The organism is Psychromonas sp. (genome assembly GCF_041586535.1).
In the GTDB taxonomy this organism is placed as follows: domain Bacteria; phylum Pseudomonadota; class Gammaproteobacteria; order Enterobacterales; family Psychromonadaceae; genus Psychromonas.
Genome location: NZ_JBFGZY010000054.1, coordinates 1 through 22,660 on the forward strand (window position 1 = coordinate 1; position 22,660 = coordinate 22,660).

The 22,660-nt window shown below is 42.1% G+C and carries 22 protein-coding genes; 6 read left to right on the forward strand and 16 right to left on the reverse strand.

The genetic code is table 11. The annotated features are described in order from the left end of the window. Positions 1-558 precede the first annotated feature (558 nt). Complete coding sequence (locus tag ABZA00_RS07810) at positions 559-768, forward strand: SlyX family protein (protein WP_372881597.1); 210 nt, start codon at positions 559-561, stop codon at positions 766-768. 37 nt (positions 769-805) lie between these two features. Here ABZA00_RS07810 and ABZA00_RS07815 read toward each other — a convergent pair whose 3' ends face one another. The 3 genes from ABZA00_RS07815 to ABZA00_RS07825 all read right to left on the reverse strand — a co-directional run bounded on the left by ABZA00_RS07815 (position 806) and on the right by ABZA00_RS07825 (position 3,685). Continuing rightward, on the reverse strand, positions 806-1,513 hold the full coding sequence (locus ABZA00_RS07815) for an NRDE family protein (protein WP_372881598.1): 708 nt from the start codon (positions 1,511-1,513) through the stop codon (positions 806-808). 79 nt (positions 1,514-1,592) lie between these two features. After that, positions 1,593-2,294 carry a hypothetical protein gene (locus ABZA00_RS07820; RefSeq protein ID WP_372881599.1) on the reverse strand — a complete coding sequence of 234 codons (702 nt, stop codon included), beginning with the start codon at positions 2,292-2,294 and terminating at the stop codon, positions 1,593-1,595. Then, positions 2,294-3,685, reverse strand: a complete 1,392-nt coding sequence (locus tag ABZA00_RS07825) for a hypothetical protein (RefSeq protein ID WP_372881600.1) — start codon at positions 3,683-3,685, stop codon at positions 2,294-2,296. The genes ABZA00_RS07820 and ABZA00_RS07825 overlap by 1 nt, the downstream gene beginning before the upstream one ends. A 570-nt stretch (positions 3,686-4,255) precedes the next feature. Here ABZA00_RS07825 and acs point away from each other — a divergent pair. Together acs and aroQ are read left to right on the forward strand one after the other, a co-directional pair. Beyond that, on the forward strand, positions 4,256-6,205 hold the full coding sequence (gene acs, locus ABZA00_RS07830) for an acetate--CoA ligase (RefSeq protein WP_372881601.1): 1,950 nt from the start codon (positions 4,256-4,258) through the stop codon (positions 6,203-6,205). A gap of 95 nt (positions 6,206-6,300) precedes the next feature. Beyond that, positions 6,301-6,747: a type II 3-dehydroquinate dehydratase gene (gene aroQ / locus ABZA00_RS07835; protein ID WP_372881602.1), complete on the forward strand. Its 447-nt coding sequence runs from the start codon at positions 6,301-6,303 to the stop codon at positions 6,745-6,747. Positions 6,748-6,818: 71 nt separating this feature from the next. Here the strand turns inward: aroQ and ABZA00_RS07840 are convergent, their stop codons facing one another. Both ABZA00_RS07840 and dusA read right to left on the reverse strand, forming a co-directional pair. After that, positions 6,819-7,427 (reverse strand): DUF4136 domain-containing protein, encoded by a 609-nt coding sequence (locus tag ABZA00_RS07840; protein WP_372881603.1) that lies wholly within the window; start codon positions 7,425-7,427, stop codon positions 6,819-6,821. An 18-nt stretch (positions 7,428-7,445) separates the two neighbouring features. After that, positions 7,446-8,465, reverse strand: coding sequence for a tRNA dihydrouridine(20/20a) synthase DusA (gene dusA, locus ABZA00_RS07845; RefSeq protein WP_372881604.1), 1,020 nt, complete (start codon positions 8,463-8,465; stop codon positions 7,446-7,448). Positions 8,466-8,564: 99 nt separating this feature from the next. On the opposite strand from dusA, the gene ABZA00_RS07850 reads away from it, so the two are divergent. Further along, positions 8,565-9,623: a tyrosine-type recombinase/integrase gene (locus ABZA00_RS07850; RefSeq protein ID WP_372881605.1), complete on the forward strand. Its 1,059-nt coding sequence runs from the start codon at positions 8,565-8,567 to the stop codon at positions 9,621-9,623. A gap of 289 nt (positions 9,624-9,912) precedes the next feature. On the opposite strand, the gene ABZA00_RS07855 is transcribed toward ABZA00_RS07850, so the two are convergent. The 3 genes from ABZA00_RS07855 to ABZA00_RS07865 all read right to left on the reverse strand — a co-directional run bounded on the left by ABZA00_RS07855 (position 9,913) and on the right by ABZA00_RS07865 (position 12,308). Further along, on the reverse strand, positions 9,913-10,797 hold the full coding sequence (locus ABZA00_RS07855) for a dioxygenase (RefSeq protein ID WP_372881618.1): 885 nt from the start codon (positions 10,795-10,797) through the stop codon (positions 9,913-9,915). A gap of 34 nt (positions 10,798-10,831) precedes the next feature. After that, positions 10,832-11,779, reverse strand: a complete 948-nt coding sequence (locus tag ABZA00_RS07860; protein WP_372881606.1) for a glutathione S-transferase family protein — start codon at positions 11,777-11,779, stop codon at positions 10,832-10,834. An 82-nt stretch (positions 11,780-11,861) separates the two neighbouring features. Continuing rightward, positions 11,862-12,308: a DoxX family protein gene (locus ABZA00_RS07865; protein WP_372881607.1), complete on the reverse strand. Its 447-nt coding sequence runs from the start codon at positions 12,306-12,308 to the stop codon at positions 11,862-11,864. A gap of 169 nt (positions 12,309-12,477) precedes the next feature. Between ABZA00_RS07865 and ABZA00_RS07870 the strand changes: the two genes are divergently transcribed. Next, positions 12,478-13,413 carry a LysR substrate-binding domain-containing protein gene (locus tag ABZA00_RS07870; RefSeq protein WP_372881608.1) on the forward strand — a complete coding sequence of 312 codons (936 nt, stop codon included), beginning with the start codon at positions 12,478-12,480 and terminating at the stop codon, positions 13,411-13,413. Between the two features lie 306 nt (positions 13,414-13,719). Here the strand turns inward: ABZA00_RS07870 and ABZA00_RS07875 are convergent, their stop codons facing one another. The 3 genes from ABZA00_RS07875 to ABZA00_RS07885 are packed head-to-tail and all read right to left on the reverse strand — an operon-like array spanning position 13,720 to position 15,685. Further along, positions 13,720-14,175: a DoxX family protein gene (locus ABZA00_RS07875; protein ID WP_372881609.1), complete on the reverse strand. Its 456-nt coding sequence runs from the start codon at positions 14,173-14,175 to the stop codon at positions 13,720-13,722. Between the two features lie 35 nt (positions 14,176-14,210). Beyond that, on the reverse strand, positions 14,211-14,831 hold the full coding sequence (locus tag ABZA00_RS07880; protein ID WP_372881610.1) for a DsbA family protein: 621 nt from the start codon (positions 14,829-14,831) through the stop codon (positions 14,211-14,213). Next, positions 14,825-15,685, reverse strand: a complete 861-nt coding sequence (locus ABZA00_RS07885) for an MBL fold metallo-hydrolase (RefSeq protein WP_372881611.1) — start codon at positions 15,683-15,685, stop codon at positions 14,825-14,827. The genes ABZA00_RS07880 and ABZA00_RS07885 overlap by 7 nt, the downstream gene beginning before the upstream one ends. Before the next feature lie 111 nt (positions 15,686-15,796). Here ABZA00_RS07885 and ABZA00_RS07890 point away from each other — a divergent pair, with 111 nt between their 5' ends. Then, positions 15,797-16,684: a LysR family transcriptional regulator gene (locus ABZA00_RS07890; protein ID WP_372881612.1), complete on the forward strand. Its 888-nt coding sequence runs from the start codon at positions 15,797-15,799 to the stop codon at positions 16,682-16,684. Positions 16,685-17,272: 588 nt separating this feature from the next. Here the strand turns inward: ABZA00_RS07890 and ABZA00_RS07895 are convergent. The 5 genes from ABZA00_RS07895 to istA form a co-directional block, all read right to left on the reverse strand. Continuing rightward, positions 17,273-17,698: an ArsR/SmtB family transcription factor gene (locus ABZA00_RS07895; protein WP_372881613.1), complete on the reverse strand. Its 426-nt coding sequence runs from the start codon at positions 17,696-17,698 to the stop codon at positions 17,273-17,275. A gap of 79 nt (positions 17,699-17,777) precedes the next feature. Then, entirely contained in the window at positions 17,778-18,230 is a 453-nt protein-coding gene (locus tag ABZA00_RS07900; RefSeq protein ID WP_372881614.1) for a hypothetical protein, read from the reverse strand. Between the two features lie 104 nt (positions 18,231-18,334). Then, positions 18,335-19,369, reverse strand: a complete 1,035-nt coding sequence (locus ABZA00_RS07905) for a permease (RefSeq protein WP_372881615.1) — start codon at positions 19,367-19,369, stop codon at positions 18,335-18,337. A 558-nt stretch (positions 19,370-19,927) separates the two neighbouring features. Continuing rightward, on the reverse strand, positions 19,928-20,686 hold the full coding sequence (gene istB, locus ABZA00_RS07910) for an IS21-like element helper ATPase IstB (protein ID WP_372881616.1): 759 nt from the start codon (positions 20,684-20,686) through the stop codon (positions 19,928-19,930). 11 nt (positions 20,687-20,697) lie between these two features. Then, positions 20,698-22,242: an IS21 family transposase gene (gene istA / locus ABZA00_RS07915; protein WP_372881617.1), complete on the reverse strand. Its 1,545-nt coding sequence runs from the start codon at positions 22,240-22,242 to the stop codon at positions 20,698-20,700. Between the last annotated feature and the right edge of the window lie 418 nt (positions 22,243-22,660).

Consider the following 22,660-nt stretch of genomic DNA (forward strand, 5'->3'; position numbering starts at 1 on the left):
AGTTTAAAAAAACAGCACCAGCGAGAGCCCAAATGGTCGCAGGTAAGGCAAATTTTTGAAGATCTAGTGGGCCTAAATCGAAAAAATTTAACGCAACATGCGACCATTTGGGCCTCGCCCTTCGGGAGCGCCTAAAAATCGTTCATTCTGCGTTGTGTCAGCTCGAAAGAGATCTCTATTCCTTTGCTAACACGCCTTGCCTGAGCGATTTTTAGTCAGCTCTGGCGTTCGTTTTTTAAACTATATGGTGCTCTAGCTAGACATAAAACTACGTTTTAGTCTTTGTTATTGATTTTATAATTAGAACAACTAGTTACTGCAATCAATGCCTTGCTTTCATCCATTTTTCCTGCGCCTAAATAGATCATCTAATTAACGGAATTGGTATAAATTAGCAATCTAAACATTTTTCCATAGCGGATATCATGCCCCTGTATCGACAGATAAAGCCGATATTAGTTCATATAAATAGAAAAAAAACACCTCTTTAAAGCAGAAGTAGTATACTTTCTTACCTTGTTAGAAAACGCCTTATAGCACGAACAGATAGGAAGCATAATGGATCAAGCAGAACGCATTGAACAACTGGAGATGAAAGTCGCCTTTCATGAAGACAATATTGAAACTTTAAATGATGAGATCTTCAAACAGCAACGAAAAATACAACTACTCAGTGAGCAAGTGGCAGTGTTGGCGGCGAAGATAAAAGATAACCAGCCCAATCAACTTGCATCAGAAAAAGAGGAGATGCCACCTCCGCATTATTAAACAAATAGCTTTTGAAGCTTAAAATAAGCTTCAAAAGCTAAGAAAAAGTACGTGCCATCCGACAACAAAATTCCTGCTTTGCAATATAATCCGCATAATGAAACTCAATCTCTTCACCGACCACAAGATGGCTGAAACTAACAGTACGCGCTTCCGGGCGTTCCATCTTGACGGATAAATGCGGATTTACTTCCTGCAAGTTATGGTAGGTTAAAAACTGCTCTCGCCTCGGCTTTTCGGCACTGATTATTTGTCTAAAACGTGCTTTACGTATTTTAGAAATAAGCGCAAATTCGGCGCCTGCAGAGATAATGGGCTGCGACTCAGCAACTTCGGATAAGACTTTACCATCCCATTGAAGACTTCTCATTTTGTTATTTGTCTTAGACAGATCACTTGCAAAAATACACAGTTTAAAAGCCATGTATTTTTGCAAATCCATTTTTTTTAGCCGGCCGATAACATTAGCAGGATCTTCCAATAAGGATAAAATAATCTGTCCCCTACTTAAATAATTACTATTATTAACCGCCTGCTCAGCCTGATAAAAATTTAATAACGCCAGAGACAGACCACTCTGATGGGCGGCTATCCATGTGCCCTTTCCATCAGGATCAACGGGATAAATAGTATTAAGCTGATGATTGAAGGCAGGCGCAATAGCTGGTTGACGGGTGCGCAGTTCATCACGATTAAAGAACAGTTCATAACCATTATCGTTAAGTAAATAAGTTAATGTACACATATCTCTATGCCTGCCATTTCAAAATGCTGTAACACTTGTCAGATTACACTTTATTCCCTGCTTGCATTTATGCAGCAGTTTACGGATCTAAAAATAATGTTGCTAAATCAGCTCTGTTTGCCAGTGCGGGGTTATCAATAGAGCCATAACTTTTCCACCCTGCGGAGACAACAGCAGGATTAGCAACATCACGCGGATAACTGTTTCCGGGAGAAAACACACTTGTTGTTTCAAATAACTCACTGTTGTAAATAACAAAAGCGCCCTTTTTATAACCCATTTTAGGCTCAAAATAGATAACATCACTGCTTCCCAGAAAAGACTCAATGATGGCAGCCTGCTTTGCGGTGGCATCATTATTAGCCGGATTAAGCAGCAGCGCCAGGTTAATTTGTTGTGAATAAAGATAACTGCGCTTATCACCTTTAGCGCCATCCCAAGCTATTTGTAATTGAACATTGCGAATATCCGCACCCGCACCCTCCGCGGCGTCCAAGGCCGTCACGCCCCATGTCAAATCAAAGCTGGTTTGAGCGGATTTTTCGGCTGGTAAACTGACATTACTAAGTCCGTCGATACTGGCCACATTTTGATAAGTTAATAATTCACTCATTTTCTTATCAGCTAATTCAATCACTTCGGTATGCGCCAGATTATCGCGGTTTTGTTCAATAATCATCGTCTGTAAACCCACTATACTCACCGCAGTTAAGCAAACGACGAATAAGGATACTAATATTTCAACTAATGAAAAACCATTATTGGCAGTTGTTTTTACCATCAGAAATCCCGCCATGACCCCTGCACTATACTGTAACCTGTATCAACAGGGGGTTGCTGACCGATATGCTCATATAATTTACTCAGCACCGTTTTGTCATAACGTGCAGAAAAATGCTGCTTGCGGCCTTTATTGTCGGTTTTATCATAACCATCATGCGAGCAGCTATATTCGCTTAACAGCGCGCCATTCACTCTTACTCCACTCATATCGACACTGGCATCCTCTATGACGGTTCCCGTTGCATCAACAGTTGTAGCGGGTACAAAATAGAGCATGCCAATCACAGATACTCCGGTGTTGGGTTTAGAGACAAAGGTTCCGCCTTCTATAAAGACCAACTTCGGATGATCAACCGTGCCGATAGTAAAGCGCTTATTTTCCGGTTTAGCACTAAAAGCTGCATAATTTTGCTCTATATCGCAATAACCTTTTATATAAATGGTATCTACTTCTGGCGTGAACTGCTGAATCGCTTCCAGGCGCTCCGAACAGCTTGTCGTGAAGTCTGCATCCGTCATGTCAATCTTGGCCACATCGGTGGAGGAGTTTAACGCTGCAACACCGGCCTCTTTACTCACCCCGAAAGTACTTTCAAAAAGTGAATCCGGCTGTAAATCAGCCGCTACCGTTTCTCCATAAAAACTTGCACCTGCAGGTATCGTATTTGACCAGGTAATAAGCTCTCCCTGTGCATCATAATCGCCTATTTCCACACTATTATCCGCACTTAACGGTTCATAAAAAACATTATCGGCAATCACATTAATGCCGCTATTATTTTTACCATCTGCAGCTTGAGGTGAACCGTTACAGAGTCCGCTTGTTTTTCCTATTTCATTTTTGGGATTACTGACAAGTTGATAATCGGCAATATTGCCCGGCGATCTGCAGTCTGCGGCACTCAGACCTTCACAGCCATTATTGACCGTCGCCATACCATCGAGATTAACTTTGCCGTTAGCTGCGAGCGGTGAATTTGGCAGGTTGTAACGTGTTTCGTGGTAAATCTGCAGAGAGATAGTACGCTGCGCAGTGTCGTCTATAGAGCGGCCTACAGAAGATATTTGCAGCGTATTACGGTTAATTCGACTGATTTGTACGTTATAGTGGTTATCCTCCGAGCGATAAGTATAAGTCGGGCCGCTGCTGGAGGTGATGCTCGCCAGAATACCGGGGCCAATGGCCGGATCATCAATTTTACTCAGTACCAGATTGATACCTGACTCGGCATTAGCAAAAGCTTCATTGTTACGGTAATAATTGCCTACTATTTGATTATCAATCAGCTGAATAGATGCCATGTGTACAGTGAATGCGATACTTGCCATACTTAACAAAACCGCACAGCTTAATACTGCAAATCCTCTGTATTGTTGAACTGTTCCCATTTTCAGCCCCCGGAAAAGTCTTTGAGAAATATTTCGATTCCATTAACTCCTTTTGATGAATCAGCCGCTACAGTAAGGTTGATTAAAAGCCTAAGCTGATTTGTTACCCGTTAACCTTGTCTACCCAACATCACAGATGTTGGTTATTTAGCTTCGACAGGATGAGGGGTTAATCTGCGCAGTTACAATCAACAGCAACATGATAAAAATACAAAAAAGTAAAGCACCATTTTTGGAGCATTTCGAAATCAAAATGTTGATGTTCTCCAAGCAAAAAAGTCAACAAACAGTGAAATATTTGCATTTAAATAAATAAGTTTAGGGGGGAAAGTGTAAAAGTAAAATGATAAAAAGAGTGCTCTGATAGATTTTCAAACAAAATGCCCATCATTTCCTGCCGATAAAGTATTACAACAGGCTTGTGAGTTAACATTTATTTAACAAAGTCTAGCTACTTCACAATTTATTTTTAATCTCTGCTTTACACTAGGCGGCTAATTAACGAGCATTTCAATCAGTTTATCCTCCGCAAGTGATTGGTTTATTTTAGAAATAGAAATGGAGTTAAGAATGAGTGAAAACCATATTTACCCTGTAACAGATGAGCTTGCCAGAAACAGCCTAATGACAAACGAAGAGTATTTAGCAGAATATCAGGCTTCGATTAACGACCCCGTCACCTTTTGGGGTGAAAAAGGTAAAATATTGGATTGGAGCAAACCCTATTCAAAAGTCAAAAATACCAGTTACGATCCGGGTCATATTAGTATCAAATGGTTTGCAGATGGCGAGCTAAATGTTTCGGTTAACTGCATTGACCGCCACCTTGCCAGTAAAGGTAATCAGGTGGCAATTCTTTGGGAAGGTGACTCTCCGGATCAGGATCAAAGCATTACCTATAAACAGTTACATAAACGTGTTTGTCAGTTTGCCAATGCATTAAAATATCAGGGCGTAAAAAAAGGTGACGTAGTTTGTTTATATATGCCCATGACCCCCGAGGCCGCAATTGCCATGCTCGCCTGCACGCGCATTGGCGCAGTTCACTCCATTGTGTTTGGTGGTTTCTCACCCGATGCGATTGCCGGACGCATTATCGACAGCAGCGCAATCATGGTTATTACTGCTGATCAAGGGCGCCGTGGCGGACGCACCATTCCGCTTAAAGCGAATGTAGACCAGGCATTGACCAAGGCAGGAACCGAATGTGTGCAGAATGTTATCGTCTTTAAAAATACCGGCGCTGAGGTTAATTGGGTTGCCGGCAGAGATCTGGACTGGCATTTAATTTGCGCGGCTCAGTCAAGTGTATGCCAACCTGAAGCGATGAATGCCGAAGATCCGCTGTTTATTCTTTATACCTCAGGCTCGACGGGCACCCCTAAAGGCGTGCTGCATAGCACGGGTGGTTACCTGGTTTACGCCGCGATGACCTTTAAATATGTATTTGATTATCAGGAAGGTGATATCTACTGGTGCACTGCAGATGTCGGCTGGATCACCGGACACAGTTATCTGGTTTATGGCCCGCTTGCCAACGGTGCAACGACCCTGTTATTTGAAGGTGTCCCCAATTACCCAACCCCGGCACGTATGAGTGAAGTTATTGATAAACATAACGTTTCTATTCTTTATACCGCACCGACAGCAATCCGGGCGCTGATGGCGCAAGGGGATCTGGCAATCCTTGGAACGCACCGTTCTTCACTGCGTCTGCTGGGAACCGTTGGCGAACCTATCAACCCGGAGGCATGGTTATGGTATTACAACAAAATAGGAGACCAACGCTGCCCCGTCGTGGATACATGGTGGCAGACAGAAACAGGCGGCATATTAATTACTCCGCTACCCGGTGCAACAGATTTAAAACCAGGCTCTGCAACGCGTCCGTTTTTTGGTGTCCAACCCGCCTTAGTTGATAATGAGGGGAATATTCTGCAGGGCGCAGCTGAAGGTAATCTGGTGATGCTGGATAGCTGGCCAGGGCAAATGCGTACCCTTTATGGAAACCATGAACGTTTCGAGCAGACCTATTTCTCCACTTTTAAAGGCATGTACTTTAGCGGCGATGGTGCACGCCGTGATGAAGATGGTTATTACTGGATCACCGGGCGTATTGATGATGTTCTCAACGTTTCAGGTCACCGTATGGGGACTGCTGAAATCGAAAGTGCTCTGGTATCTCACCCTAAAATCGCAGAGGCCGCTGTTGTTGGCGTGCCGCACGCGATTAAAGGACAGGGTATCTATGCCTATGTCACCTTAAATGAAGGAGAGTACTCTTCTCCGGAGTTATACGCTGAAGTTAAACAATGGGTGCGTAAGGAAATTGGCGCAATTGCAATACCTGATATAATTCATTGGGCAGAAGGATTACCCAAAACACGCTCGGGTAAAATTATGCGCCGTATTTTACGTAAAATAGCGACCGGAGAAAGTGACTCCTTGGGTGATACTTCTACACTTGCCGATCCAAGTGTTGTTGAGCAACTTATTAAAGAAAAACTCGAAATGAGTTAGCCCGTTCACTTTGCCGGCATTTTACATAGTTCAAACTGGCATATGGGTAGAAGAGCAGATAGACTTCCAAAACATCGTTTTCGGGAGTCTTTTTTATGTCACAAAAAATAAAAATATTAGTTTTAAACGGGCCAAACCTTAATTTATTAGGACAGCGTGAGCCGGAAGTTTACGGTAGTAAAACACTGGATGACATTATTCAGGATTTAACGCAGGAAGCGTTACAGTACAATATTGAACTATCGCACCTGCAATCCAATCGTGAATATGAACTGATTGAAAAAATTCATGATTCCTTCAATAAAATAGATTTTATTATTATTAATCCGGCAGCATTTACCCATACCAGTGTCGCCCTGCGTGATGCTTTATTGGGTGTCAATATCCCGTTTATAGAAGTACACCTTTCTAACGTACATGCCCGTGAAGGCTTCCGCCATCACTCTTATTTATCAGATATTGCACAGGGCGTTATTTGTGGTTTAGGGGCAAAAGGTTACTCTTTTGCTCTACAAAGTGCGCTATTTAAACTGGGAGCCTGATTTTAGAAGAGGATAATATTTAAAAAGCCCAACAATTGACAGTTGGGTTTTTTAATCGGAAAGTAATTCTCTTAACGTCCTGCCTGCGGAAAGTCGCCCATCATGATCTGTAAAACAGATTGCATTTTCGCGCTTCTGTTCGCATCCTGCGTATCCGCCAAATCAACAAAGCCCTGCATTGCTGAACGCCAGTATACTTTTTTCAGATCCTTACTAATCACATTTAGCAAAAAGGTTCCCTTGCGGTAGCGGGGGGCATCTATCCCCTTGGCATTCACTCCCGGTAACAAACCAAAACGCTTTTCAATCACCCTGTCCGCGGTATCATCTTCAAGGGCAAACAAAAAACCAAGCACAACATCAGCTTGAAGAGGATTTTCCTGATAGACATAACCTTTATTCGCTAAATAACGAATTATTTCACCACGGATATGCTCTTGAAGCTGTTTTTCACTTTGATTATCAATCGCCGATAAAACCAGGTTATATTGATTTTTCCAGGTAAAGCTTGTGAAAGCGGGCAAGGCATCCGCCGGGTTGGCACTGCTGACCACGGTAATACGCTGCGCTTTTTTCTGCGTTGCAGCTTGTTTTGATTCCCTATCTGAGGATGAAGTGCTGCACCCCGTAACGCTTAACAGAGAGGCCAATAAACCAGCCAGTAATAGTTTTTTTCTCATACTTTCCCCCAGTCAATATTAACTCTCAATAACCAATGAAGCAGCCTTTTGTACAACTTCTATGCCTGAACCTGAAATGTGAGCGTTTTCGCTTAAATGGCGACGCCAGGCGCGCGCCCCCGGAACGCCTTGAAATAATCCTAGCATATGACGGACAATATGATTTAAATATGCACCATCACTGAGCTGTTGCTCAATATAAGGATACATTTTTTCTAATACTTCAAAACGGGACAAAATGGTAGACTGATCGCCAAACAGACGCTGATCAACCGAGCTCAATAAATAGGGGTTGGCGTAAACCTCTCTGCCCAGCATCACACCGTCAAGATATTGCAGATGTGTTTCGCATTCATCCAGAGTTTTGATCCCGCCGTTAATCGCAATGGTCAACTGCGGGAAATCTTTTTTCAGCTGATAAACACGTTCATAATCAAGCGGTGGGATATCGCGGTTTTGCTTTGGGCTTAAACCACTTAACCAGGCTTTTCTTGCATGCACAATAAAGGTATCACAACCTTTGTCTGCAACTGTGCGCACAAAGTCACACAGAAACTCATAGGAATCCAAATCATCGATACCGATCCGTGTTTTCACCGAAACAGGTAACCCGGTTGCGTCCTGCATCGCTTTTACCGCATCACCAACCAAGTCCGCTTCAGCCATCAAACAGGCACCAAATCGTCCGTTCTGAACACGATCAGAGGGGCAACCGACATTTAAATTAATTTCATCATAACCGCGCTCTTTGCCCGCTAATGCAGACCTGGCCAGATCGGCCGCTGCAAAACCACCCAGCTGTAAGCACACAGGATGTTCAGCATCATCTTTTCGTAAATAATCCCCTTTCCCGTATAAAATAGCCCCGGTAGTGACCATCTCACTGTATAACAGGGTATTTTTACTCATCACCCGGTGGAAATAACGGCAATGCCTGTCCGTCCAATCGAGCATCGGGGCAATGGAAAAGCGGTTTGATGGGTAAACACTCGTAGTTACTGGCGTAGACTGTTGTTTTAGTGCATTATTAAGCAGCATGTTTTATACTCATTTCTGTACGTTTCTGCGTATTTTCCACCCCAAGGTGTCCCTCAAGTGTCCCAATAAAATAATGGAGACACCATTTAAGGAGTTGATATGGCTACAATACAAAAGCGTATAAGTAAATCCGGGAAAGTATCATATCAAGCAAAAATTAGGCGTAAATCGAAAGGCAAGATTATACACCAACAGAGTAAAACTTTTAACAAAAAGAAAAACGCAGAATTGTGGATCCGCAACATAGAAGCTAAGTTAGATGATCCTCGGGAGCTCAATAAAATCAAGCACACCGGAATAACGGTCGGACAGGTTTTAAAAGTATATCAAGAAGATTTTTCTATACTTAGACAAGCTGGTAGAAGTAAAAAAGCAGACTTAAAACGCCTTCAAGATACTGATATAGCTGAATTAGATGCTATACAACTAACCAGTGCAGATATTATTACCCATTTAATGTCGAGATTAGAAATTGACGGTGTAAAGCCTCAGACTGCAAACAATGACGTTGTGTGGTTAAGAGTCGCTTTTAAAGCAGTAAAAGCCAAAAAGGGGTGGCCATTGGCGGTTCAATCCATTGAAGACGCAATCATAATTGCAAAAAGTGAAAAATTAATATCACGCTCAAAAACAAGAGATAGAAGACCGACTTCAAATGAGCTAGATAGATTAGATGCTTATTTCAAAGTAAAAGATCTAAAATCCAGCATCCCGATGAGGGAAATCATGTGGTTTGCAATACACTCATCAAGAAGACAGGAAGAAATAACCAGAATAGAATGGAATGATAATGACGATCAAGCAAAAACGGGATTAGTCAGAGATCTAAAACACCCGCGCGAAAAAAAGGGAAATCATAAACGCTTCAAATATACCAATGCAGCTTGGGAGATTATAGAACAACGAAATCAGCACATAGAAAGCCGATTTATTTTTCCCTACAACTCTAAAACAATAGGATCAAAATTTACAGATGCATGTAAAGTGTTAGAAATAGTTGATCTCCACTTCCATGATCTAAGGCATGAAGCAACTAGTCGATGTTTCGAAGCAGGCCACTCAATACAAGAGGTTCAATTAATCACATTGCATGATTCATGGGATGTCCTTAAACGATACACACACCTTAGACCTGAAGATATGTCTGCAAAGTTGTAAGTTGTACTGGTTTAAGTTGTACACCTTTAGGTGCATTAGGTTTGGATTGAGAATGACATTTTTGAAATCAGGATGATGTTAGATCTTAGATTTCATGAGTTCCTCGGATTGCATGCTATCGGGAAGAAGCGAGCGTGGCGATAGCTTAAATTTGAACGTTCTGACACTGTTGATGGTACCAAGCTGAAGCTTTTTATTCTCTAACATCAATTTTCAGCCAAAGAAAAAAGGTTTGGATTCCCCGTTTTTTCATTGTTCATGCTTCTAAATATTTTTCCGTTTGTTCGTATTATTCTTTGTCTATTTCGCCGTTAGCGTAACGTCGTTTGATTATCTCTATTGGGGTTTCTTTTCTTTCTATTCGACCAGGTGATTGATTACGCCATACAAATGCACTTGATTGTTTGTTAAGAATAGTGATATTTGCATGCTCATCGCTGGCGCGATCAGCCAAGCCATAACAAATATGTAGTGGCAACAGATGCTCTTCACGCGGGTGACAATACCTAGCATAAGGCGCTTTAACCCAATTTACCATCCTTTCATGTCGTTCTGTTTCAGACAACTTTTTATCAGTTAGGCTTGTACGCAGCCAATGTTCAAATTCATGGTTTTTCTTCCTGTTATCCTGCGTATTAGCAGAAAAAAATTCCCTCATATTGTGAAATGAGAAACCAGAGCCAATCACTAAAAGATTATCGTAATCAAGTGACTGTAACGCTTTTCCGATTGCCAGATGTTGATTAGCATCGAGATTATTGACTAATGAAAGTTGAATGCTGGGAATATCAGCTTCTGGATACATCAACATTAATGGCACATACAAACCGTGATCATAACCTCGCTGATGATCTAATTTCACGGGTATTTTTGCCTGCTTTAAAGCTTGCTGTACTTTTACAGCCAACGTTGGCTCACCCGGACAGGGGTATTGCAACTGATATGTTTCTGGCGGAAAACCAACATAATCGTAGATCATTTTAGGCTTCATGCTGGCGGTAATGGTGGCGACTGCCTCTTCCCAATGTGCGCTAATCAGCAAAATGGCACTTGGTTTTTCTAGCCTGTCAGCCAGCGACTTTAAATAAGCGACCAGCTGCGCATGGCCAGGGTCATTAAGCAGTGGCATCGGGCCACCGCCATGGGAAATAAAAGCGATGTTTAGGTTGTGCATATTTGCTCCAGGAAGGTTCAATGACGACAATTTATTAAATTGTGTAAGGCCCAACAGGCACTATCCCTCCAGGGTTTAGCGCCTTTATAGAATAGTAACCCGCTTTGATATGATCTAGGCTCACCGTTTCCGCAATACCATCAAGGGATAAAATGCGTTGCATATAAGCATGCAAAGAAACCATCTCTTTAATCAGGTTACGGTTACATTTGAATAAACCATGATAAGCGGCATCAAAGCGCACCAGTGTGACAAATAAGCGAATGTCACTTTCGTTAAGTTGATCGCCAAACAGATACTGACGACCATCGCTGAGACGCTCCTCAATTATGTCCAGCATAGTAAATACTTGCTGATAAGCTTCTTCATATGCAGCCTGAGTCGTTGCAAATCCAGCCTGGTATACACCGTTATTCAGTTGCTTATACAATGCCACATTGAACGCATCAATATCCTTAGCCAATTCGTCTGGAAATAGATTGACGTTGCTCGCCACTAAATCTGAAAAGGCGGTATTGAGCATACGTATAATGTCAGCTGATTCATTGTTTACTATGGTGCCGCTTTGCTTATCCCACAATACAGGTACAGTTGCCCGACCGGTAAAATCGGGATCGGCCTTAGTATAGAGTTGATGCAGAAATTCAGCACCATTGATTGGATCTGCGTTCGCACCATCAAATCCACCAAACTGCCAGCCTTGGTTGCCAAGCTGAGGGTTGACCACAGTGATATCAATCATATCCTGTAAGCCTTTCAGCTGGCGTACCATTAATGTGCGCGATGCCCAAGGGCAGATCAAAGCAACATACAGGTGATAGCGGCCTTTTTCTGCTTTAAAGCCGCCAATACCTGTTGGGCCGGCTTGACCATCGACAGTGATCCAATTGCGAAATGATGAAGTTTGGCGAATAAAACGCCCTTGTTCGTCTTTTGCCTGCACGGGGTGCCAGTTTTCAGTCCATTTGCCATTAATTAACATCGTCGTATTCTCACTTTTGTTTAATTATTTAGAGTGGTACCACTGACTTTCCCGTGGCATTTAATAGATTCGAATAACAACGTTAACTGTTCAATTTTTTAAAAAGTAAATTATCAAGACTTAGACGACCACCGCCTTGTACAGCTAAGGCAGCCAGTGCAACAAAAAGTGTTAACCCGTATTCATAACCGTTGTTGCTCATAAACAGTCCATTGCCAATATGCACTGTAAAAATTGCCACCAACATGGTGAATGCGGCAATCACTGCGGCCGGACGGGTAAGCAGTCCTAGTAATAGTGCCAGACCACCAAAGAACTCGGCACTGCCGGCAAGTAATGCCATCAGATAACCAGGAGTGATTCCAATACTTGCCATCCATTGACCTGTGCCGTCCAAGCCGTAGCCACCGAACCAGGCAAACAATTTTTGTGCCCCGTGTGCTGCCAAAATTAAGCCGATTGGTGCGCGAAGTATTAAGCCAGCAAGTCCAGCATGAGATTCCAATATTTTTATCAATGAAGTTTTCATCGTTTATTCCTCTGTAAAATTATTCAGATTATGTTTGCTTTATAATGTCCCTATTTGATGGGATGATTACACTTTACTATCAACAAAAATAAAGAGTAAGATAGGTAATGTTGAATAATTAACAATAGAATGTTGATAATATCATTGGGATTGATGCGAAGGATGAGTAATGGATAGAATTGACACCATGCGCGCATTTGTAACGGTAGCGACAGAAGGCAGTTTCAGTAATGCTGCAACAACCTTACAACTATCACCGCAATTAGTTAGCAAGTACGTTTCTAAGTTAGAAGAGCGACTTGGTGTGCGTTTACTTAACAGGACGACACGTAGCGTTGCCCTCACCGAAGCCGGCACACACTATTTACAACATGCACAACAAATATTATTAAGTATTGATGAAATGGACTCCCAGCTAGGCGGCTTGCAGCAAAACCCCAAAGGAACGCTGAAAATAAGTGCCCCGGTATCATTCGCATTAAAGCACATGGCCAGATTAGTTACTGATTTCCAATCACACTACCCTCTGGTCAATGTCGATCTGCAACTTAACGACCGTAAAGTAGACATTGTTGACGAAGGTTTCGATGTCGCACTTCGCATTGGCCACCTAAAAAGCTCTTCGCTGATAGCCAAGTATGTCGCGCCCATTCGCTTGATTTTATGCGCTTCGCCCGAGTACCTTAAGCAGCATGGTACTCCCAGACGACCTGAAGATCTTAAAGACCACCGTTACTTGCATTACAGTTACATGGAAATGGAGGGTAAGGAAGAAACCTACCCGTGGCTAAAGGCAAAAAATAGTGAGCGCGGTGGTGAATTCCATAGCAATAATGGTGATGTGCTGGTTGATGCCGCCATAATCGGCGCGGGTTTAGTTTTGCAACCAACATTTATTGCAAGTGAGGCAATCAGCAGCGGCAAGCTGATCATGGTATTGCCTGAGTGCGAACCAGACCCAGTAGGTTTATATGCCGTTTATGCCCACAGAAAATTATTGCCGAATAAAGTCCGCTGCTTTATCGATTTCATCGAAGGTTATTATGGTACGCCGCCATACTGGGACAAACCTATAATGAACAATCAACCGCATACGGCTCTTTGAATTACAACAAGGAAAAAACATAGCGTATGTAAAATCCGAGAGCTTTTGATAATTGGTTTCTCAAGCATTTAACGCTTTATTCAATTAACAAATGTTTTTGAATACAGTAGATAACACTGCCAATAAACAGACGCCTGGTGAATCTAGATAACTCTTTCCACTTTGAATTCATTCCAATCTAAGATTCAAAGTTATAGGACTTAGTCTGAAGGTTTTCTCCCCCCCCCTCTATAAGTTTTATAGAAGAAAAAACGATCGGGCCGCCAATGGCTCCGATCGTTTTAGAATTAACTTTGAAGGGATTCTTTATGTTTCTTTTTGCGGCGATTTATCATTAAACTTTGATACCAATAGTTGATCAAGAGAGAGTTTACCGGCCCCCTGAAATACTAATGATAAACAGGCAGCGAGTAGGATTAGTGCAAATTCATAGCCTTTATTCGTCACGAATAAACCATTGCCGATATGAACAGACATCGCTATTATCATCGTAAAAGCCGTTACTATAGCAGCGGGGCGTGTTAGTAATCCAATAAGCAATGCGAGACCACCAAAAAATTCTGCACTACCTGCCATCAATGCCATTAAATAACCAGGTTCAAAACCAATGCTTGCCATCCATTTACCAGTACCTTCCAGGCCATAGCCACCAAACCAGCCGAACAATTTTTGAGCGCCATGTGCGGCTAATACCAATCCCAGAGGGACTCGTAAAACAAGTGCAGATAAACCTGCATTTGATGAAAGTATTTTATTTATCATGATCGTTTCTCTATTTTTAACCTGTGCTTGTTGATTTAATTAAGCGTGTTTACTAATTGCTTCCACTCAGAAGTATTCTGATAGTAGGCAGCATGTGAAAGATGTTTAGATCCATTAGCAGTTTCAGCTATCAATGTCGGGTAGCCTTGAACCTGATAGTGATCCATTAGTCGATGGCTTGCTTGTACTAGCTCCGTTACCTTTGTTTCAGTTTGTTGCATCTTTTCCTGCCAGTGTGTTTTATCCAAACCATAAGATAGTGCAATCTCTTGTAACGTCTCCTGCAATTCGACCTGCTTGCCGTACTGAAAATGTGCTGTTTGAATTGCTTTGAGCATGCTCAAAGTATTCACACCATTTTCTTCTGCAACCACTATTGCAGCTATCGCAAGATAGGAATCAAAAATCACGTTTTCAGCACTTTTCAAACGTGCTTTATATGTGGCAGCAAACACCGCGCCAGTAAGATTTTCGATCTGTTCATCACTTTTTAGAATGTGCTCTTTAAATGACGGTGTGATAACTTGCCGGTTGATCATGCCGCCGGGGTGATAAATCAGTTCGACGTTATCAGATGCTTGCAATGTTTCCAGTAATGCGGTGGCGCCATAGCACCAACCGCACATTGGATCATAAAAATAATGAACCTTTACCATTTCATTTCTCCCGTATGAACTTTTGCGCCAATGGCCAGTGATAATGATGTTGGATCAGCGTACTTCGCCGACATTTTTTCTATCAGCTCGGCACTGTTTTTACTGTTTGCTTTAGCTGTTTTAAAATCGTTAATATAACCTTGAGAATAGCCAATGGTTTCTGCGCTTAAATTCGTACCAGCCTTCATGTGCCCCGGAATAACCACTTCAGGTTTTAGGGCCAGCATCTCAGTTAACTGAGCTGACCATGCTTTAATCGATTCATCTGTTTGTGTATCCGCCATCCATAGATGCATATTTCCAAAAACACTGACATTGCCAAGAATCGCCTTGTTATCCGGGATCCATAAATAGGGGCGGTGAGCTAATAAGTCTTGTGTGCCGCGAATTTCAATTATATGTCCATCTACGGTCAGCGTGTTCTGCGTATAAGCTTCCGGAACTACTGGTTTTACAGGCGCATTGGCCGCAAGCTTAGGGCCCCAGAATGCCAGTTTCTTTTGCAGTTTTTCCTCAATAACCGCTTTAACTGCCGGGGTTGTTAAAATATTTGCTTTAGGAAATAACTCATGCAGCACTTCTGCGCCAAAGTAGTAATCGGGATCTGCCTGACTAATAAAGATTGTTTTCAATTCCTTACCAGAATCCAATACCTTTGCCGCAATGCGTAGCGCATCTGCCTTGCTAAAACCGCTATCAACCACCATCGCTTCGGTTTCGCCATAAACGACTGTCGAGTTGACGTTAAAACTGCCCGGCCCCGCGTTATAGACATCAAGTGTCAATTTATTGCTGTCTGCCAGCGCCGTATTTGCTGTTAATAATGCCGCAGTTAATATGCTTAATTTTTTCATTATAATCTCCTTGAGAGGTTGTTATTGAGTACGGGGATAATAATAGGTGATTGTTATGTTCAGAAAAATACCTTAAAGTGAGCACCTTTGTTTCTTAAATCGAGCAAATAGATGGATAGACTCACCGCTGCCAAGGTCTTTATTGACGTTGCTTATTCGCGCAGCTTTACCGCTACTGCTGAGAGGTTGAACATGTCCCGGCCAATGGTAACGCGTCATATCGAGGCGATGGAAAATTGGCTACATGTACGACTACTGCACCGTACCACGCGAAAAATTTCCCTGACCACAGCGGGGGAAAGCTGTTTGAGTGATGTTGAGGTATGGCTCGCGCAAGCTGAACATTTAGGCGCTTTGGCGGCACAGGGCGAAGAACTGTCCGGCAGCATACGCATTGCGACCAGTATGTCGTTTGGTTTTTCACAATTGATTCCCGCAGTCACTGCGTTTATGTCGCGTTACCCGAAGGTCAATGTTGATATTGACGTACAGGATTCGGTTGCCGACCTCGTTGAACAACGGGTTGATTTGGCGGTCCGGATTGCTTCGGAGCCAGATCCGACACTTATTGGTAAACCGATTGCCACCTGTGATTCTGTATTAGTGGCCTCACCGAATTATTTGCAGGGAAAGCCTGCCATAAAAAAACCTTGCGATTTAACCGAGCATGATTGTCTTGGTTATAAGAATTTCGAACGAAATCTCTGGCACTTATCGCGAAAAGATCAATTTGAATCGGTGAATATTCAATGTCGTTTAACAGCTAATGAAGCAACAACACTGCTTCACGCTGCTATTTTGGATGCAGGAATTTCTATGCAACCCTGTTATTTGGCCAATCGTTATATTAACGAGGGGGCGCTAAGTGCCGTACTACCGGATTGGAAACCGAACGATTTAAAAATTTATGTGTTGTACTCATCTAGAAAGCATCTTTCTCCGCCTGTCAGGGCATTAATTGATCATTTGGATGAATATTTTCGGCAGCATCCTTGGTAAATAGAAAAGTGAGCACAATGATTATCACGTATTGCCTTCTGTCCCATGCTTACTTCACTGGGAGCTTGCGGACGTGTTAGCCACGACGCTTGAAATCAGGAAAAAGCGAGTATCATCTTATTTAGACATAAATCTGAAAAAATTAGTTTAGATACTTAGTAATTCACTTTGGCTAAATTGTTTTTGCACCCAACCAACTTAACGTAATTACTCAGTGGCGGATCGTGCCACTGAAATAACTGCACTTTTGTTCATGGTTAGTGGCAGAAAGGCCGTGATGGAAAACTCCCAAAAGATTTCTTTGCGCAACAGGTTGGAATCATCACCAACTCACATATCCATTCAAATACCAATCAAATTCGGAGTTCTAGTTGTTGTATCAGCAATCATCGCAGGTATTTTTTGCCTGAGAATCAAACACGTTACCTCGACTATCAATAGAAAACGTACAGCACGCTCACCACCTTTATTTTCTAACCATTATTTGTGCTGTTCGAGGATGTAATTCAGTTCTATTTAGGGTAACTTTCTCATGGTAAATACCACCTACTTAAGTTCTTATGTCATATCTCTGGATGCAATTCTAAATTAACATGGATCTTGTAAGGTTTGCTCATTGATAGCTTGCTTCGTCGCCGACACCCATTCATCACTGTTTGCACCAACAACGCATTCGCCATCGACACGCATTGATAAACGAATGAGGCAACGCCTAGTTACTTCTGTGAAGTCATCTTCAGGTAAAAATCTAACCGAATCAATCAAGGCCTGACAGTGTGGAGTTGTTTGTTTTGTTAGCACATAGTAGACCCACTTTCCATGTTTTTGAGGGGTAAGCAAACCTGCTTTGTATAACATTTTCAGGTTGCGAGAAACGTTATATTGTGTATCGTCAATTACATCCATAGCTTCAGCAACCGTGACTCTTTGGTCTACATGAAGTAAGAGCCAAAACAAGCGTAACCGATTAGGTTCTGATAGTGCCTTCAGTGCATCAATATATTTCTCATCCATAACAAGCCTCTTTAATTGAACTAAGATATTTTTGAGTAATTATATCCATAACGATACGAAAGGCTATTTCAACATGTATCTAGTCATCATGTGTACGATATATCCCAAATATCAATTGATTAATGATTCGATTTAGACGCTTATTGTCAATAACTTTTTCTGAATATTTTATGGCATTTTCGATATCGAAATCATTAAACTTACTTTTTCTTTCTCCTAGCAATGCCAGAAAAAACGAAGCGCTAAATTCAGGATGCCCTTGTACCGTAAGAACTTGATCTTGATGCATAGATAATAGAGACAGCGATTGTCCTTTTTCAAGTCCACCATAATTTTTATACAAATTGGTACTATAAACATCTAATCCCCACCCATTAGTTGAGCGTTCTACAATACCACCTAGTGCTTGGATAATAAGTTGGTGTCCAAAGCAAACACCAAATAATTTTTTCCCACTAGCAAATGCCTGTTGAACAAATAATATTAGCTCAGATATCCACGTAAACTCATCTAAAACACTGGCTATAATCATCAAAGGTATTTGTTAATATCTTCGGTACGTTCCCGCACATTAATATGCCAACTTTCATATTAAAACTATCAGTGAGCGCCACTCAGTTGAATGGCGCAATTTAGTTACATAAGGTATTGGAATATTATTCCACCAATAATTGCAGTAGTTAATACGATTCCAACAAAAGCAATTACGGCTTTTCTTTTAAGAACCGATGAAACCAGAGCTATTTCAGGTAAACTAGCACCTGTTCCACCAATAATTAGTGCTAAAGCAGGCCCTAGCCCCATACCTTTCAAAATTAGTACATTTAACAACGGGATAGCCATTTCAATACGCAGGTAAAGTGGCACACCAATAACCGCTGCGATAACTATTGATTGTATATCATCACCACCAACATATTTTTCAACTAACTCTGCGGGTAAATATGCGGCTGATAAACCACTAATCAAAGCTCCCAATAAAACATATGGAATGATTCGTTTAAACAATGCCCAAGCAGATTGTAACGCGTTGTTAAGTCTTGATGAAGGTAGCGACTCAATAACCAAAGTTGCTGATGAATCACAATTCATGCTTACGCTGCTATAGGATTCCTGTGGTGTTTTCTGACTGCCACAGTCACCACCAGAGTTCGTATTATCTGCATTGCATGTATTTGAAGTATGATTAGAACCTCCACAACCTGATGTTGGTTTTACATCATCTAATTCATCCCCTCGTTTAATTTCATTCCTCCACGGAGATTTGGAAATTAGCCACCCACCTAAAACGGCAGCACAAAATGTTATTACCAAATACGTAATGGTTATCTTCAATCCAAACGTAGCATAAATCATAGCTAACACTATGAAATTACATAAAGGCGCTGAGATTAAGAAACTTAACACTGTGCCTAAAGACACTCCCATTTGTGCCATTCCCATGGTAACAGGGACGACGGCAGCACTGCAAAAAGGCGTTAACATACCAAAGCTTGCGCCGAGCAACGATCCCCATTTTTCATGCTTAGTGATTTTTTTCTGAAGTTTATCTTGCGGGATATATTCTCGCATTAAACCAGTAAGAATAGACACAACAGCAATAATAGCGACCAGTCCTCCTCCCACATGAATAAACTCATTAAGTGCAATCATCAGTTTTTCTGTATTCAAAATATTACCTCATTCATTCGCTTTAAATTAAAAACTCATGATAAGCACAAAAGCGCATTTGTGCAAGTGTTATTATGGGAAATAATATTTACGTAAAAATTCGATAGTCTGTTTAATCAATGCCATAGGGTATTGTGGTTAATTGCTGATCAAATGCAACGACAGGAGATCATCTCTCTTATCTTTTTCAAGAGTACAATTATGTGGCGACTGAGCGAAGATCGTGAGAAAGAACAGAAATATAATTCTTTATTCCAAGAGATTGTACACCCTTCTTTGTTAGGGGGAGGGGATAACCCCTGACTTGAATAGCATGTACTTCATGAGCACCGAGAGTTAGATTGTTCCTATTAACTTTCTTCTAACCTATTTGTTTAGAGTTACAACTCTAAGCCATTTTTGTCCAAAAAAATTAGAGCCTATTTCCAAGCTGCATAACCATTCATTTTTACTATTGAAAATAGGTGCACCATTTTGCTGCGTATTCCGGCGAAGGTGAACACTGATTCCGGTTCAACGTGAACACCTGATCTTTCAATGCATTGCCCGATCTATTTTTTACCCTAAGTGTTCATCATGGGTCAAGGTATTTAGTTTTTTCCGCATTGATTCTCCTTTCAGTTTTAAGCGGTGTGAGTTGTGCATTAGCCGATCTAAAATGGCATCAGCCAATGTGTTATCTCCTATCATTTCATACCACTGCTCAGTCGGTAACTGGCTGATAATGACCGTTGACGAAGTGCCGTGGCGATCATCCATTATCTCCATCAGATCATTACGCTGTGCTGCTTTTAGCGGCTCTAATCCCCAATCATCTAATATCAGCAGATCTGTCTTGGCTAAGTTTTTTAATACCTTGCTGTAAGTACCATCTGCTTTCGATTGAGTTAACTCCAGCATCAACCGGGAGATCCGATAATAACGAGTGCTGAAGCCGTTCATACAAGCCGAATGCCCTAAAGCACAAGCTATGTATGTTTTCCCACTGCCGCATGGTCCTGTGATCAGCAGGTTTTGTGCTTTTCTTAACCAGTCACATTGAGTTAATGCTGCGATCTGAGATTGCTGAATTCCTCGTGGATGTTGATAGTCGATATCTCTTATATTGGCGGTGAGTTTTAACTTAGCTGTGCGCAGCAGTCGTTGTTGTTTTCGGTTGTCCCGCTCTAATTTTTCGCTTTCAATCAACAGGTGGATCCGTTCGTTAAAAGAAAGCCCTTCATAGGTGCCGGGCTGTTCAGATTGGGTTTGCAATGCCTGGGCCATACCGCTGAGTTTCAGTTGGCGAAGTTGTGATAAAGTCTGGTCGATCATCATAATTATCCTTATTAATGAAAGCATTTAGGGCCGCGAACATTTTCATGATCTTGAGGTAGCGTAATGCTTTTCTCCGCCATATCACGCGGCAGTTTATCCTGATTGCTGCCCAGAATGGCTTTGATGTTTTTCAGCTTCACAAGTGCTTTCTGATTAGCAATCGCACAAGCATTATTCAAGCGATCTGCCGGATAGGAGCGCGTTAAATTAAGTAACCCTAAACAGACTCGATATGCCTGTTCCGGATGCGCTTTGCGCTCGAGCTGATCTGATACCCAACGCAGTACTTCCGGGCCGATATCCATTGCCCAGTTTTTAAGGCGGCCCGGGGACCACTGCTGGTGCTTGGCATGTTTTTTCGGCATATGTCCTGGTTCGGTTGTTGTGCCTGGATAATGCTTTCTGACATGGCTGGCAAGCAGATGTGTTTTAAAATAGATCTGCACCAGTTTATCGCCAACATGCAGTTCAACTTTTTCACCAACCAAATGATGCGGCACAGAGTACAGATGCTGGTCATACAGGATGTGATAATCGATGTTAACTTTAGCTATTTTAATATCGACATACTGATAGGGATGAGCCGGTAATGCACTGAGCAGAGGCTTATCCAGCTGCTCAAACCATTGCAGCCGGTTGCCCGGCAGTTGTTTAAATGGCTTTAAATTAACTTCTGTTAACAACGAGGCGATACACTGATTAAGCTCAGCCAATGAGAAAAAGGTATGGTGGCGTAATCGCGCGAGGATCCAACGTTCAATAATTTGCACACCTACCTCAGCCTTTGACTTATCCTTGGGCTTGTATGGCCTGGCGGGTACAACGGCTACGCTGTAATGCTCTGCGAGCTGCTGGTAACTTGGATTTAACTCAGGTTCATAGCGACATGCCTTGCTGACCCCACTGCGCAGGTTATCCGGCACAACCATAACCGGTGTGCCACCTATAAACTCGAAGGTGCGTACATGACTGGCAAGCCAGTCCGGTAGGCTTTGACTCCATGTGGCTTCGGCATAGGTATAATTTGAAGCGCCAAGCACTGCAACGAAGATCTGAGCGTATCTTACTTCTCCGGTTGCCGGTGAAACTACTGGCATGGTTTGTCCGGCATAATCAACGAACAGTTTATCACCGGCTTTATGTGTCTGACGCATAGAGCGTTTCTGCTTTTTAGCCCAGTTTAAATAACGGTCGCAGAACTGCGAATAACTTAAGCAGCGATTCGGGTATTGTTGGCAGTATTCCTCCCATAACAACAGCTTCGTTACGCCCTTGGCTTTCAGTTCTTTATGTATCTCAGGCCAGTCCGGTATTTGGAAACGACCGACAGCGCGGGTATCGGCTTTGGGATAAAACAGCTTGGCTAGTTCGGTATCATCCAGCTCATCCGGTAACGGCCAGGAAAGGGATAACGCCTTCGCGTTGGTAAGTAATTTTTGAATAGCACCAACACTTATTTTGGTGCTGGCATTGATCTGACGAACGCTGAGATTTGCCTCGAAGCGCAGTCTTAAAACTTCTCTGATTTTACGCATTGCGATCCTATTTGCAGCCATACCCATTCCTTAATATAAAAAAGAGTAAATATGGCAGTTAAAGGTTTTAAAAATCAATGCGTTGAAAGACATTCTGGTTGATGGTGAACAGTCATTCCGGGATGGTGAACACCAATTCCGGAAAATAAGGTAAAAGTGTTCACCTTGAAACCGGAATCACTGTTCACGTTAAACCAGAATTGGTGTTCACGTTGCGCCGGAATGACCGTTCACGTTAGGCCGGAATATGCATTTGCTTGCTACTGGGAGTTTTCGGGTGTGACTATCACGCTCAGTGTCGGGAAGAAGCGTGCATGTAAATTTTTATTAGCAGAGGTGCTTTGATTAATAGATCGCCTTAGGAATTGCACAAGTTCCACATTCTCAAATCGTTAATACTTTGAAAATAAATAATTATTTTATTGTAGTTTGCATTTAT

Coding starts and splice junctions, on each gene's coding strand:
- istA (WP_372881617.1), bottom strand. CDS start 22,242: ATGGCTGCAAATAGGATCGCAATGCGTAAAATCAGAGAAGTTTTAAGA.
- ABZA00_RS07890 (WP_372881612.1), top strand. CDS start 15,797: ATGGATAGACTCACCGCTGCCAAGGTCTTTATTGACGTTGCTTATTCG.
- ABZA00_RS07885 (WP_372881611.1), bottom strand. CDS start 15,685: ATGAAAAAATTAAGCATATTAACTGCGGCATTATTAACAGCAAATACG.
- ABZA00_RS07810 (WP_372881597.1), top strand. CDS start 559: ATGGATCAAGCAGAACGCATTGAACAACTGGAGATGAAAGTCGCCTTT.
- ABZA00_RS07825 (WP_372881600.1), bottom strand. CDS start 3,685: ATGGGAACAGTTCAACAATACAGAGGATTTGCAGTATTAAGCTGTGCG.
- dusA (WP_372881604.1), bottom strand. CDS start 8,465: ATGCTGCTTAATAATGCACTAAAACAACAGTCTACGCCAGTAACTACG.
- acs (WP_372881601.1), top strand. CDS start 4,256: ATGAGTGAAAACCATATTTACCCTGTAACAGATGAGCTTGCCAGAAAC.
- ABZA00_RS07840 (WP_372881603.1), bottom strand. CDS start 7,427: ATGAGAAAAAAACTATTACTGGCTGGTTTATTGGCCTCTCTGTTAAGC.
- ABZA00_RS07820 (WP_372881599.1), bottom strand. CDS start 2,294: ATGGTAAAAACAACTGCCAATAATGGTTTTTCATTAGTTGAAATATTA.
- ABZA00_RS07815 (WP_372881598.1), bottom strand. CDS start 1,513: ATGTGTACATTAACTTATTTACTTAACGATAATGGTTATGAACTGTTC.
- ABZA00_RS07850 (WP_372881605.1), top strand. CDS start 8,565: ATGGCTACAATACAAAAGCGTATAAGTAAATCCGGGAAAGTATCATAT.
- ABZA00_RS07880 (WP_372881610.1), bottom strand. CDS start 14,831: ATGGTAAAGGTTCATTATTTTTATGATCCAATGTGCGGTTGGTGCTAT.
- ABZA00_RS07860 (WP_372881606.1), bottom strand. CDS start 11,779: ATGTTAATTAATGGCAAATGGACTGAAAACTGGCACCCCGTGCAGGCA.
- ABZA00_RS07895 (WP_372881613.1), bottom strand. CDS start 17,698: ATGGATGAGAAATATATTGATGCACTGAAGGCACTATCAGAACCTAAT.
- ABZA00_RS07855 (WP_372881618.1), bottom strand. CDS start 10,797: ATGCACAACCTAAACATCGCTTTTATTTCCCATGGCGGTGGCCCGATG.
- ABZA00_RS07875 (WP_372881609.1), bottom strand. CDS start 14,175: ATGATAAATAAAATACTTTCATCAAATGCAGGTTTATCTGCACTTGTT.
- ABZA00_RS07870 (WP_372881608.1), top strand. CDS start 12,478: ATGGATAGAATTGACACCATGCGCGCATTTGTAACGGTAGCGACAGAA.
- ABZA00_RS07865 (WP_372881607.1), bottom strand. CDS start 12,308: ATGAAAACTTCATTGATAAAAATATTGGAATCTCATGCTGGACTTGCT.
- ABZA00_RS07900 (WP_372881614.1), bottom strand. CDS start 18,230: ATGATTATAGCCAGTGTTTTAGATGAGTTTACGTGGATATCTGAGCTA.
- istB (WP_372881616.1), bottom strand. CDS start 20,686: ATGATGATCGACCAGACTTTATCACAACTTCGCCAACTGAAACTCAGC.
- aroQ (WP_372881602.1), top strand. CDS start 6,301: ATGTCACAAAAAATAAAAATATTAGTTTTAAACGGGCCAAACCTTAAT.